The following is a 12,093-nucleotide window of genomic DNA, read 5'->3' as shown; positions in this document are numbered from 1 at the left end:
TTCAGGCCTTGCGATGAGCGCTCACGAAGTCCGCGAGGGCGCGCACGCTGGCGAAGTGGCGGCGGTTCTCCTTCGAATCGCTCGCAAGGATGACCCCGTAGGTCTTCTGCAGCGCCAGGCCGAGCTCCAGGGCGTCGATGGAATCGAGCCCGAGTCCCTCGACGAACAGCGGCGCGGCCGGATCGATGTCGTCCGGAGTGATGTCCTCGAGGTTCAGCGTCTCGATGACCAGCTTCTTGATGTCCTGCTCAAGCGCCTGCATGGCGTTGTGTCTCCCTGGAAAAGTAGTCGTGCAGCCGCGTGGTGAGCTGACGGGCGGCGAGTGCCGCCTCGCCTCCGGCGTCTTCCAGCAGCGGCGCCACGGCGATGTCGTCACGCACCACGATGGTGAACTGGATGGGCCTGGGCGGCACCCGCCACCAGGGCATTCCCTTGGCGAGGCCAATCGGCTCTGCCCGGATGGTGACCGGGGTGATGTCGCAGGGCCCGCGCACCGCGATGTTGGCGGCGCCGCGCTGCAGCTTCATCGGGCCCTGCACCGGCGTGCGCGTGCCCTCGGGGAAGATGATGAGGTTGTTGCCCGCCTTCACCGAGTCGATGCAGGCCTGGACGAGCTCCGGACCGGAGTCGTTGCAGAGGTAGCCGGTGGCCTGCACCGGCCCGCGGGTGAAGGGGTTGTTGGCCAGGCTGGCCTTGACCACGCAGTCGGCGTTGGGCACCAGGGAGATGAGGAAGACGACGTCGATGAGCGTCGGGTGGTTGGCGAGGATGAGCAGCCCGGACCGCGACAGCTTCTCCACCCCTTCGATGCGGTAGCGCAGCACGCCGACGACGCGCATCAGCTCGATGAAGAACCGGAACGTGTGGTGCACCGCCAGGCGCGCCTGCCGCGTGCGCCGCGCCGGGTCCCGGACGAGCAGCTGCAGCAGGGGGAAGTAGAAGAGCCGCAGCCCGAGCCCGCCCAGGCCGAACGTGGCGAAGCAGATTCCCGTGGCCAGCACGCGCCACCCGCGCTCGAGCGTCTCAAGCATGGCTCTGCCACCGCCAGCGCCGGGGGCCCACGGCGTGCTCGAAGCCCTCCGCCCCGCCGGCCAGCATGCGCAGCACGGAGAGCCCCGCGGGCAGTGCCTCCGCCCCGGTGTGCTCCGGAGCCCCCGTCGCGGCGCCGCAGGTGAGGCGGTAGCCGGAGGCGCCGTCGGCGGCGCGCAGGCGGCAGGCCCAGGCATGAGGGAACGCCGCGTACTCCTGGAAGTGCTGGTAGGGGCGGGGGAGCGGCTCGTCGTAGACGACCACCATGACTTCCGGGGCCCCCTCGGAGAGCAGGGCGCACCCCTCGACGAAGGCGGCCTCCACCGTCTCCTCACCCGCCGCCACGGCGGTGTAGGCGGTGGTGTCACCGCGGGCGATGGAGAAGAGCGCGCCAATCGCGTTGTGCACCGACAGGCTGAAGGACGTGGGCGACAGTGGCGTGGCGCGCGCCAGCTGCTCCAGCAGCTCCACGGAGCGGCTGAGCTCCCCGTAGCGCGAGGCGAACACCACCGGACACGGCGGGGCCTCGGCCTGACACCCGTACGCCGCCTGCAGCGCGATGCGCCCCAGCCGCTCCACGCGGCGGCGCATCATCGCCGGCATCTCGGTCAAGGGCGGAGTGCCCTCGGCCGGAAGCGGATGCGGCCGTGACAACCAGGCCTTCCAGGCATCCTGCCCGACAAGCCCGGGAGCCCACGCGGCCCAGTGGTGAACGGAGAAAACCATCATGATGTCGGGAGGATACGTGTGCTCCCAGCGTGCACTTCTACCAAAACATCACATACGGGACAATTGGCATACGGAGCCCTCGCGCCTGGAGGGTCGTTGTGGGCGCGACCGGCGCACCACGGGAGAACGGCGTCGGCGCGGGACCTTGAGATTGCCCGCGCCCGCTCGCATGGCGGGCGGGCGACCTGGCGACGTCGTCTCGCTTGTCAGATGGTGGGAACCCCCCGGTTTGGTGCGAACCTCGCCAGTCTTCCACGGCTTTCCGCTCTCCACGCCACCTACGGGTGACCCCTGATGCGGAGGCGACCCGGGCCTAGCCTACCGCGAGCCCCCGGGGCACCGTGGCCTCGAGCGCGGACACGAGGCGGAGCGCGGCGTCGCCGACCTCGCGCCGCCAGGCGATGCGCCAGGGCCGGCGCAGCGGCCCCGAGGCGAGCCGCCTGGCGACGAGGTCCCCCTTGCCGAGGTGGGGGCTCGCAATCCACTCGGAGAGCACCGCGACGCCCATGCCCGCGCGTGCCACGTCGAGGAGGGCCTCGGTGAGGGGCAGCCGCTCGAAGCGCAGCCGCGGGCGCTCGCGCCCGAATGCGCGGGTCATGAACCACTGCACCTCCGCTGGTGGCGTCTGCCCGGTCAGGAGCGTGCTCGCCCGGAGGTCGTCACGCGTGAGCGCCTTGCGCGCTGCCAGCGGATGCGACGCCGCCATGACGAAGACCACCTCGTCGGAGAAGATCTGCCGCTCCTCCAGCCTGGCGCGCGGAACGGGCGACGTCGTGACGAGCGCGACGTCGATGTCTCCCGACACGAGGGCGGGGACGGGGTCCTGGGTGTGCTCCACCGCCAGCGAGAGCTCCAGCCCCGGCAGGCTCCTGCGCAGGTTCATCAGCGCGGACGGCAGCCAGTGGTACGCGGTGTAGCACTCGCACACGAGCCGCAGGCGCATGGGCGGGGCCACCGGCGCGCGCACGCGGTGCTCCAGGTCGCCCAGCTCGACGAGCAGCCGCGTCGCCCCGGAGACGAGCTGCTGGCCCGCTTCGGTGGGCACGAGCCCGCGCGAGGTCCGGTCGAAGAGGCGCGCTCCCAGCTTGTCCTCCGCCGCGAGCAGCGCCCGGCTCACCGCCGGCTGCGTGAGGTGGAGCACGGACGCGGCCTGCGCCGTGGTGCCGGCGGAGGCCAGGGCCAGCACCACGCGCAGGTCGCGGATGTCGAGGCGGGGGTTCGGCAGGGAGGCGATGTCATCCATGCATCGAGCCTATGCCATCTATGCGTTGGACGCATCACCCCGCATTGCCGAGAGTGTCGCCTGTTCCCACGAAGGGAACGAGGCTCGAACCCCGGAGGACTGTCCATGCAGCTCTACTTCCTACCCCTGGCATGCTCGTTGGCGACCCGCATCTCCCTCTACGAGGCTGGCGCGGACGCGACGTACGTGGAGGTCGACCCGAAGACGAAGCTCACGCGCGACGGAATGGACTTCCGCGAGGTCAACCCCCTCGGCCTCGTCCCCACCATCCGCACCGACGAAGGTGACATCCTCACGGAGAACGCCGCCATCCTCCAGCACGTGGCCGAGTCCTTTCCCAAGGCGAACCTCGCCCCCACCGACCGCAAGGGCCGCACGCAGCTGCAGCAGTGGCTGTGCTTCATCGGGACCGAGCTGCACAAGGCGCTCTTCAACCCGCTCCTCGACAACAGGGCCCCGGAGGGAGTGAGGGCCTACGCGCTGGAGAAGGGGAAGTCGCGGCTGGACCACGTGGAGAAGCACCTGACCGGTCGCGAGTTCCTCCTGGACCGCTTCAGCGTGGCCGATGCGTACCTCGTCACGGTGCTGAACTGGTGCGTGGCGACGCCCATCGACCTGGACCGCTGGCCCGCGCTCCGTGCCTACGTCACCCGCCTGTCGGAGCGACCGAGCGTCGCGAAGGCCCTGGCCGAGGAGCGGACGCTCTACATGGAGGAGCTGGCGAGGCACCGGGCCAGCGCGTGAGCACCTGGGGGCGGGGTTGCTCTCCTCCACCACGTGGGCGACGCCCTCGGCGAGGTCTTCGGGCCTGAGCCCGAGCCCACCCCGGCGTCAGTTGACGCCGCCCTGCGGCTCGCCCCGGGGCAGGGTGATGATGAACTCGGTGAAGGCCCCTTCCTCCGACTCGAAGTGGAGGGTGCCGCCGTGGCCCTTCACGATGATGTCGTGGCTGATGGACAGCCCCAGGCCCGTGCCCTCGCCGGGCTGCTTCGTGGTGAAGAACGGGTTGAAGATCTTGTCCCGGATGAGGTGGGGAATCCCCACGCCGTTGTCGCGGATGCCCACCTCCACCCGGTTGCCGAGGTTGCGGCTGCGCACCTGGATGCGTGGCTTGAAGTCCGCGGGGCCGGCCTGGGCCTTCCTCATGCTCACCGCATGGCACGCGTTGTCCACGATGTTGACGATGACGCGGCTGAACTCCTGGGGCATCAGGCTCACCTTGCCCGCGGAGTCGTCCAGCGCCAGCTCGAACTCCACCTGCGCGTCGGGCTTGCGCGAGCGCACGCCCTGCCAGGCCAGGTTGACGTAGGTGGACACCACCGCGTTGAGGTCCGCCTCCTGCGTGTTGCCGCGCCCCCCGCGCGAGTGCTCCAGCATGGAGCGGATGATGCCCTCCATGCGCTTGCCGTGCTCTCCAATCTTGGAGAGGTTGCCGCCCAGGTCCGTGACGGTGTCCCGCAGGCTGGCCATGCGCTGGGAGTCGAGCTGGGTGCCCAGCGAGGCCAGCTCGTCCAGCATCTCCTGGAGCAGGTCGGCGGACAGCCGGGAGAAGCTGTTGACGAAGTTGAGCGGGTTGCGCAGCTCGTGGGCAATGCCGGCCGTCATGGCGCCCAGCGAGGCGAGCCGGTCCTGGAGGATGAGCCGGTTCTGCGTCTCCTGCAGCCGGGACAGGGTGGACGCCAGCTGCTCGTTCTTCACCTGGAGCTCCTGGGTGCGCTGCTCCACCTTCTGCTCCAGCGTCTCGTAGAGCAGGGCGTTCTCCAGGGAGATGACTGCCTGGGACGACAGCAACTGGAGGATGCGCAGCCTGTCTCGCGTGAAGGCGGCCCGGGACAGGTTGTTCTCCAGGTACACCATGCTGACGCGCCCGCCCTGGCGGGACAGCGGGAAGCACAGCACGGAGCGCACCTGGTTCCGGACGATGTACGCGTCACGGCCGAAGCGCTCGCTGACGGAGGCGTCGTCCAGGACGATGCTCTCCTGGGTGCGCGCCACGTAGTGGACGATGGAGGTGGGCACGCCCCGTCGCCCCTGGGCCTCCAGCTCCTCCACGGGCACCGAGCCCAGCAGCTGGATGTCGTCGCGGCCCACCGTCTTCTCCACGGCGGCCACCCACCGGCCACCGCGCTCCAGCATCAGGTAGCCCGTCTCGGCGCCGGCCGTCTCGATGAGCAGCTGCATCAGGTGCACCAGCAGCTTGTCCAGCGCCAGCTCGCTGGAGATGGCCTGTGAGGCGTTCAGTACGCTGAGCACGTCCAGCAGGTGGAAGTCCTGGTCGTCTCCCGTCACCGCCAGCGTCTGCGTGGTGAGCGAGGCGAGGGCGAAGCGGGGCAGCAGGTGCGGGTGCTCGCGCTCCAGGGCCCGGGCCTTGGCCACCGCGCCCCAGCGCAGGTACGCCTGGTGGGCGTAGCGCAGGTGGTGGCGCGCGCGCTTCGCGTCGTCCTGCGACAGGCAGAAGCGCCCGGCCAGCTCGTAGGCCAGCGCCTCCTCGTGCTGGTAGCCGCTGCGGCGCGCCAGCTCCACGGCCCGCTCGAACGACTCGCGCGCCCGCAGCACGTCGCCCAGCACGCGGGCGCGCTCGGCCTCCACCAGCAGCTGTCGGTGCTCCATGCTCCGCGGGTTGTGCGGCAGCCACGCCGCCAGCAGCTGCTGGTCCGCCGCCACCTTCTCCAGCAGCCGCTCCCGCTCGGCCGGACTGGCCGTCGTACACGCCGCCAGCCGGTACAGCGAGCGCAGCAGGACGATGGGGCCCGCCCACAGCGAGCCGCCCATCAACATGAAGCCCGGCTCCGCCGCCTCGGCGCTCGCCAGCGCGCCGGCCACGTCGCCGAAGAGATAGGACAGCAGGGCGTGGCAGTGGTGGTGGATGAACGGGGCCGCCAGGCCCGTGCTGCCGAGGCCGTCCAGCCGCTGCTTCGCGTCGTAGACGGGACCCGCCAGCAGCCGGGGCTCGGCGGTGTCCTGGACCAGGTCCAGCACCAGCTGGTGCAGCGGCTCGTACCAGCCCAGCACCAGCGGGTTGCGCTGCTTGCGGACGACGTCGTGGTAGCCCTCCATGTCCGCCGCCAGCTCACGCAGGTCCTTGCCGGAGAAGAAGCGCATCTGGCACAGGCCCGTCGCGTTGTTGGCGATGTCGTAGGGGCTCCCGGACTCGCGCGCGTGGCGGTACGAGTCGACGAGCGTGGGCACCAGCTCGTACAGCGGCTGCTGCCAGCAGAACAGCAGGGCGGGGCCGTAGTGGTTCACCTGAGCCAGCAGGCTCTTGATGTCGTAGCGCTCCGCCAGCTTCAGCGCGAGCCGCCCGAAGCGGCAGGCCCGGTCGTGGTCGCCGCCCTGCACCAGCAGCGCGCCGTAGAAGAGGTAGCCGGTGACGGAGTCCGGCGAGTTGCCCTGCTGGAGGGAGCGCTGGACGATGCGGCAGATGGCCACCGGGAAGAGCATCCCCATGCTGGAGGCCCGCATGGCGTGCCCGAGGAACTCGAGGATGGCCCTGGCCTCGGGCTGGGTGCACTCGGGCAGCCCCGCCAGCTCCTCGATGGGCCGGTTGCCCAGCAGCTGCGCGGTGGCCTGGAGCTCCCGGCCGATGTCCTCGGGCCCCGGCGCGTGCGGCAGCGCGTGCCCCAGCCGGCGCAGGACGTCGAGGTACAGCCTGAGCGCGTCGTCGGTGCGCTGCTGGAAGAAGAGCAGCTGCCCCTCCAGCCGGCGGACCTTGATTTCGTCCAGCAGGGTGCGCGCGTGCGCCAGGAGCACCTTCGCCAGCGCGGCGAAGGTCTCCAGGTCCGAGCAGAGGAAGGCCGCCTCCAGCGCCGCCATGTAGACGTCCCAGCAGAAGGCGTGGCGCTGCTCCCAGTCCTGCGCCCCCAACAGCGAGATGCTCACCCGGGCATGCTCCAGCGCGCGCTGTGCCGCCGCGCCCTGCAGGGCCCTTCGGGCCGCCCGCAGGTTCAGCCCGGCGAGCGCGTCCAGCTCGGCCGCGTCGCTCATGGCGGACCGGCCCTGGTTGAGCTGGCCCACCACGTCGAACAACCCCTGCTCGTGCTCACCCGGGTGGCCCGCCTCCAGCAGCCGCCGGCCGATGTCGCGGTGCATCCGTGAGCGCACCTCGGGGGCGAGCCGGCTCAGCACCGCCTGCCGGACGCGGTCATGGGTGAAGCGAAGCTCCAGGGGGGCTCCCTGCGTCACCAGGTCCGCCGCCGATTGCACCGGCGCCAGGGCGATGACGAGGCCCTCCACGACGGCCGGCCACAGCGCCTCGCCGGCCCTGCCATGTCCCAGGCCCGCCACCACCTCCAGCGTGTCCAGGTCGAACCGGCCGCCCAGGCAGGCCGCGACGTCCAGCAGGCTCCGCGTCGCGGCGGGCAGGCGCTCGACGCGGAGGTTCATCAGGTCCACCACGTTGTCGGTGATGCCCTTGCGCTGGATGTGCTCCACGTCCCAGCGCCAGCCCTGGGACGTGTACGCCAGCAGCCCTTCGGCGTGCAGCTCCGTGAGGAAGGCACGGACGAAGAAGGGATTGCCGCCGGTGCGCGCGCCGAGTAGCTCCGCGAGGGGGGCCGCGGCCTCGGGTGACACCGCGAGCGTGTCGGCCACCAGCGCCGTCACGTCCTCACGCCCGAGCGGGGCGAGCACGAGGTGCTCCACCGCTGCCCCCTGCGTCTCGAGCTCGCGCAGGGTGAGCGTCAGCGGATGGCCCGGGCCGACCTCGTTGTCCCGGTACGCGCCCACGACGAAGAGGGAGGGACTGCTGCCCGGGGCCAGCAGCTGCCCCAGCAGCTTGAGGGAGTCCGCGTCGGCCCACTGCAGGTCATCGAGGAAGAGGCACAGCGGGTGCTCGGGCGCGGAGAAGGCCGCGAGGAAGTCGCGCACCAGCTGGTGGAAGCGGTCGCGGGCCTCCGAGGGGGGCAGGTCGGCCGGCGCGGAAAGCTTGCCGAGCACCCGCTCCAGCGCCGGGCAGAGCGGCGCGAGCAGCCCGGCGTGGGGCCCGAGCGCCGCGGTGAGCTGCTCCCGGCGGGCCGACAGCCGCTCCTCGCTCTCCGTCAGCAGCTGCTGGACGAGTGACTGGAAGACCTGGCCCAGCGCGGCGTAGGGCACCTGCGCCGAGTCATGCTCGAACTTGCCGGCGGCGAAGTAGCCGCGCCGGAGCGTCAGGGGGCGGTACACCTCCTGGACCAGGGCCGATTTGCCGATGCCCGGGTCGCCGGACACCGTCAGCAGCGCCGGGCCCTGGCGGGTGCGCTCGAAGGCGGCGAGCAGGCGCTCCACCTGCGGCTGGCGCCCGTAGAGCTTCTGCGGCAGCCGGAAGTGCTCGGAGCCGTCCTGGCGGCCCAGGGGAAAGGGGGCGATGACGCCGGTGCGGCGCAGCTGCTCCAGGCACTCGCTCAGGTCGGCCTGGAGGCCGCGCGCGGATTGGTAGCGCTCGTCGGCGCTCTTGGACAGCAGCTTGAGGACGATGTCCGCCACCGCGCGCGGAATGCGCGCATCCAGCTCGTGGGGCGAGACGGGCTGCCGGGCGATGATCCAATGCACCAGCTCCAGCGGGTCCTTGCTCAGCAGCGGAGGCTGGCCGGTGAGCAGCTCGTAGAAGGTCGCGCCCAGCGAGTAGTAGTCCGTGCGGTAGTCGATGGGCCGGTTCATGCGGCCCGTCTGCTCCGGGGACATGTACACCAGCGTGCCCACGAGCGCGTTGAGGCCGGAGAAGGCGCGCGTCTCCTGGCTCAGCAGCGTGGAGACGCCGAAGTCGATGAGCGCCACGCGGCCGGTGCCGCGGTTCATGACGATGTTGGAGGGGTTGAGGTCCTTGTGCACCACCCGGCGCTGGTGGAGCGTGCCGAGGATGCCGGTGAGCTGGAGGGCCAGGGTGAGGAACTCCTCCAGCGTCAGCGTGCCGGCCATCCCCAGGTGGGAGAGGGAGGCGCCGCCGAAGTCCTCCTGCACCAGGGCCCAGCGGCCCCCGTCCTCCACGAGCTCGTGGGCGCGCACGAAGCCCTCGCCCTCCAGCGTGCCGAGCAGGGCGTACTCGTGCTTCAGCCGCGTGAGCTTCAGGGGCGTGGGGTTGCGCTCCCGGGTCATCTTGAGGATGACGGGGAGGCCGTCGGACCTGCGGCGCCCCCGCATGATGAGCGAGTTGCGGCTCTCGTGGATCCAGCCGGTGATGTCGTAGTCGCCGATGTTCGTCACCATGGGGTCGCGTCCTTCTCGGGGCGCGGCCCTCCGTGGGGCCGCGCGTCAGGCTGGGTCCGGTGCTGCGTGCGGGCGGGCTAGCTCGGGTCTTCCAGCGGGTCCGGGCCGGGGTCGAGGCCGAAGACGCACTTCTGCCAGCCGCCCGCCTGGGCCCCCAGCGCCAGCGCGCCGCCAGAGGACTGGGTGACGGCGGCGCACGCCCAGGGCTCCAGGCCCGCGGCGCTCGCCGCGGCGAGCGGGTCCTGCTGGAAGGCCAGGCGCTTGAAGGGGTTGGTAGTCAGCTCGGTGAGGAATTGGAGCAGTTGTTCCATGGCGGTCTCCGGGGGTTACTTCGTCACGACCTTGGGCTTGAGGTGGTCGAACAGGATGGACTCGAAGTGGAGGCTGCCGCGCTCGCCGGCCGCCGGGCCATGCAGGGCCCCCAGCAGCTTCATGACGGCATCCGACAGCCGCTCGTCGAGGTCGGTTTCGGGGAGCTGCACGTGCTCCAGCAGCTCGCCCAGGGCCGCCTGTGCCTTCTGGCCGAGTGGGGCCTGCCCACCGTTCTGCGGAGGAGCCAGGGCGGCGAGCAGCGACACGAGGTGGCGGCCCGCATCCCCCAGCCGCTGCTTCAGCCCTGCCTGGGTGAGGGTCGGGCCGGAGCGGAGGGCCAGGTGCAGCGTCATCCGCAGCAGCAGCTCCACCTGGTTGTTCATCTCCTGCTGCATGGCCTGACTGACCGGCGCGCCCAGCTCGTCACCCTTGTCCAGGAGGCTGGACGCCACGAAGTAGCGGGTGACGCTGTCGAACGGGTCCTCGGTGAGCGCCTGGGTGCCGTAGCGGATGGACTCGTCGTACTGCCGGCCGTAGTAGGCCATGCCGGCGAGGCAGCGGGTGACGAAGCGGTGGGTGCCGGACAGCTCGTTGGCGAGCAGGTCCTCGATGCGCTGGGCCGCCTCGTTCGTTTTGCCCTTGTCGCACTCGCGCAGCGCCCGCTCGAGGGGCTTCTGGACGCTGGCGATGAGGTCGAGCGTGCCCTTGATGCGGTCATGGGCCTGCTTGTGCCGGGACGAGACGTTGGTGCGGAGCAGGTCCGGGACGTCCTGGAGCCGCTGCCTCGGGTCGCTGCTCTGCGAGATGGCCTCCTCGAAGCCCGCGAGGCCCTCGGCGACGGCCTGCGCCGTGGTCTCCCGGCTGCGGGGGAAGACCTTGGGGCGCATGCTCACCAGGAAGGAGCTGAAGATGGCGGCCCACGGGTAGACGCCGTCCGGCGAGCCCGCTCGCGCCGCCGTGAAGCCCTTCTGGGCCGCCTTGAAGTGTCGCTGGGCCTCGGACAGCTCGCGCTTCGCGAGGCTCCTCATGCACGCCAGGACGTCGGTTGCGGCACGGTGCGCGTGAATCCAGTTGAGGAGCTGGGGAGACGTGGGGCCGCTGCCGTTGCGCGTCTTCTTCGCCAGCTTCGCGGCCTGGTCGAAGAGGTCGGTGATGCTCTTGACCTCGGCGGAGAACGCCTCGTGCGACATCACGGCGAAGCGCGAGCCCATGTGGATGCGGCGGGCCTCGGCCTGCTGGGCCAGGGTCCACGCCCGCCACACGGGGGCGTCCTTGGGGAAGTCCTGGAGCGCCTGGGTGAAGTCCTCGTCGGCGCCGGTGGGCCAGAGCGGCTCGGACTCCGGTCTGCGCAGGTAGCCCAGGCCGCCCTTGAGCAGGCCGAGGTACGCGAAGGCCCGAGCCTTGTCCGGGGTGCCGGTGGCCTCATTCAGGAGACTGGAGGACCTGGACAGGTTGCCACGCCGCAGCTCCCGGCGCCCTTCGTTCACCTTGGGCGGCGTGGTGGCTACGACGTTCTTGCTGGCGGGCTTCCTGGCGGTGGTGGCCGGGGTGCCGGGCCGGGACGCCCGGGCGGTCTTCCTGCCGGACTTCACTCTCTCTACCCTGTTCATTCAGTCCCTTTCTGGGTGCTGCGGTTGGGCCCATCCCCGGAGGCCATGCCCAGCAGCGCGAGCATGTGCTCATCCACGGGCGCGGGGCCGAGCGGTGGCACGTACAGCGTGGAGACATCGGTGACGGCGGCGGCCGGCAGCTCCTCCAGCGTCACCCGCGTCATGCGCGGCGGCTGGATGGGCAGCACGGCGGCCTCGTAGATGATGGCCTCGTGGGAGGCGGGGTAGCGGCGGCGCAGCACCTCGCTCAGCACGCGCAGGCCGTGCTGGATGCGGAGGGTGGCGGTGGCATCGAAGAAGCCGGTGTTGCCGATGGCGGCAATCTGCGAGAGCACCAGCGGCGAGTGGGCGTCGTAGGCGCGGCCGCGGATGAGGAAGTCGGTGGCCTCGTGGACCTGGAAGCCGTCGCGGCCCGGGTCCACGCCGAGGTCGGCATAGAGGCAGTCGAGGAAGGAGATGCCGGGGAGCATCTGCGCGGGGAAGCCCTCGGCGCGGGCCTGGCGGAGGGCCTCGTGTGCGGCGGTGTGGAGCACGCCGGGGTGGCCGTAGAAGACGGCGCAGACGCGGAAGCCCTCGCGCACGGGGGCGAGGATGCGTCGCACCATCTCCGCGTAGATGAGGCGGCGTGGGGTGTTGCCGGTGGAGTAGGGCAGGGACTCGGCGGAGGGCTTCAGGCCGCGCAGCCACTGGACGGTCCACGGGTCGACCACGGCGAAGAGCACGCGGTCGGCCTCCTCGATGGCCGTGCGGGCCGCATGCGTCGTCTGCCCGGCCCATTGGATGCCGGTGCCTGCGATGACCAGGGAGCCCTGCTGCGTTGCCATTCAGAACCCCGGGAGGAGGGGGAGACCGCGTCAGGCACGGGCTCCTTCCAGGGTGCCCGCGCGCAGAAGCACAGGCCATGCCGGGGGTTCAGGGCAAGGGGGGACGCGGCGTGCGTCGTGGGGACACGGGGCCGGGCCCGTCGGAGGCGTCCGGTTGGAACGCGCC

General features: G+C 71.2%; 9 protein-coding genes. 1 reads left to right on the top strand and 8 read right to left on the bottom strand.

Annotated elements, in window-relative coordinates:
- Nucleotide 1 precedes the first annotated feature (1 nt).
- The 4 genes from LXT23_RS27025 to LXT23_RS27010 form a co-directional block, all read right to left on the bottom strand.
- A complete protein-coding gene (locus tag LXT23_RS27025) occupies nt 2–262 on the bottom strand; it encodes a phosphopantetheine-binding protein (RefSeq protein WP_253983199.1) in 261 nt (86 codons plus the stop codon).
- Complete coding sequence (locus LXT23_RS27020; protein ID WP_253983198.1) at nt 249–1,031, bottom strand: lysophospholipid acyltransferase family protein; 783 nt, start codon at nt 1,029–1,031, stop codon at nt 249–251. The genes LXT23_RS27025 and LXT23_RS27020 overlap by 14 nt, the downstream gene beginning before the upstream one ends.
- Nucleotides 1,024–1,755, bottom strand: a complete 732-nt coding sequence (locus tag LXT23_RS27015) for a beta-ketoacyl synthase chain length factor (protein WP_256561253.1) — start codon at nt 1,753–1,755, stop codon at nt 1,024–1,026. Before LXT23_RS27015 ends, LXT23_RS27020 begins: the two co-directional genes overlap by 8 nt.
- Nucleotides 1,756–2,071: 316 nt before the next feature.
- Nucleotides 2,072–3,001 carry a LysR family transcriptional regulator gene (locus tag LXT23_RS27010; RefSeq protein WP_253983196.1) on the bottom strand — a complete coding sequence of 310 codons (930 nt, stop codon included), beginning with the start codon at nt 2,999–3,001 and terminating at the stop codon, nt 2,072–2,074.
- 105 nt (nt 3,002–3,106) lie between these two features.
- On the opposite strand from LXT23_RS27010, the gene LXT23_RS27005 reads away from it, so the two are divergent.
- Nucleotides 3,107–3,745 carry a glutathione S-transferase C-terminal domain-containing protein gene (locus LXT23_RS27005; RefSeq protein ID WP_253983195.1) on the top strand — a complete coding sequence of 213 codons (639 nt, stop codon included), beginning with the start codon at nt 3,107–3,109 and terminating at the stop codon, nt 3,743–3,745.
- A gap of 87 nt (nt 3,746–3,832) precedes the next feature.
- Here LXT23_RS27005 and LXT23_RS27000 read toward each other — a convergent pair whose 3' ends face one another.
- From LXT23_RS27000 to LXT23_RS26985, 4 genes are all read right to left on the bottom strand, one after another.
- Nucleotides 3,833–9,181, bottom strand: a complete 5,349-nt coding sequence (locus LXT23_RS27000; RefSeq protein ID WP_253983194.1) for a trifunctional serine/threonine-protein kinase/ATP-binding protein/sensor histidine kinase — start codon at nt 9,179–9,181, stop codon at nt 3,833–3,835.
- A 77-nt stretch (nt 9,182–9,258) separates the two neighbouring features.
- Nucleotides 9,259–9,492 carry a hypothetical protein gene (locus LXT23_RS26995; RefSeq protein ID WP_253983193.1) on the bottom strand — a complete coding sequence of 78 codons (234 nt, stop codon included), beginning with the start codon at nt 9,490–9,492 and terminating at the stop codon, nt 9,259–9,261.
- A gap of 15 nt (nt 9,493–9,507) precedes the next feature.
- On the bottom strand, nt 9,508–11,085 hold the full coding sequence (locus tag LXT23_RS26990; RefSeq protein ID WP_253983192.1) for a hypothetical protein: 1,578 nt from the start codon (nt 11,083–11,085) through the stop codon (nt 9,508–9,510).
- 14 nt (nt 11,086–11,099) lie between these two features.
- Nucleotides 11,100–11,927, bottom strand: a complete 828-nt coding sequence (locus LXT23_RS26985) for an SAM-dependent methyltransferase (protein WP_253983191.1) — start codon at nt 11,925–11,927, stop codon at nt 11,100–11,102.
- Nucleotides 11,928–12,093: the final 166 nt, after the last annotated feature.

The sequence above is a fragment of the Pyxidicoccus xibeiensis genome (assembly GCF_024198175.1).
In the GTDB taxonomy this organism is placed as follows: domain Bacteria; phylum Myxococcota; class Myxococcia; order Myxococcales; family Myxococcaceae; genus Myxococcus; species Myxococcus xibeiensis.
This window is presented reverse-complemented; position numbering and strand designations above follow the sequence as displayed.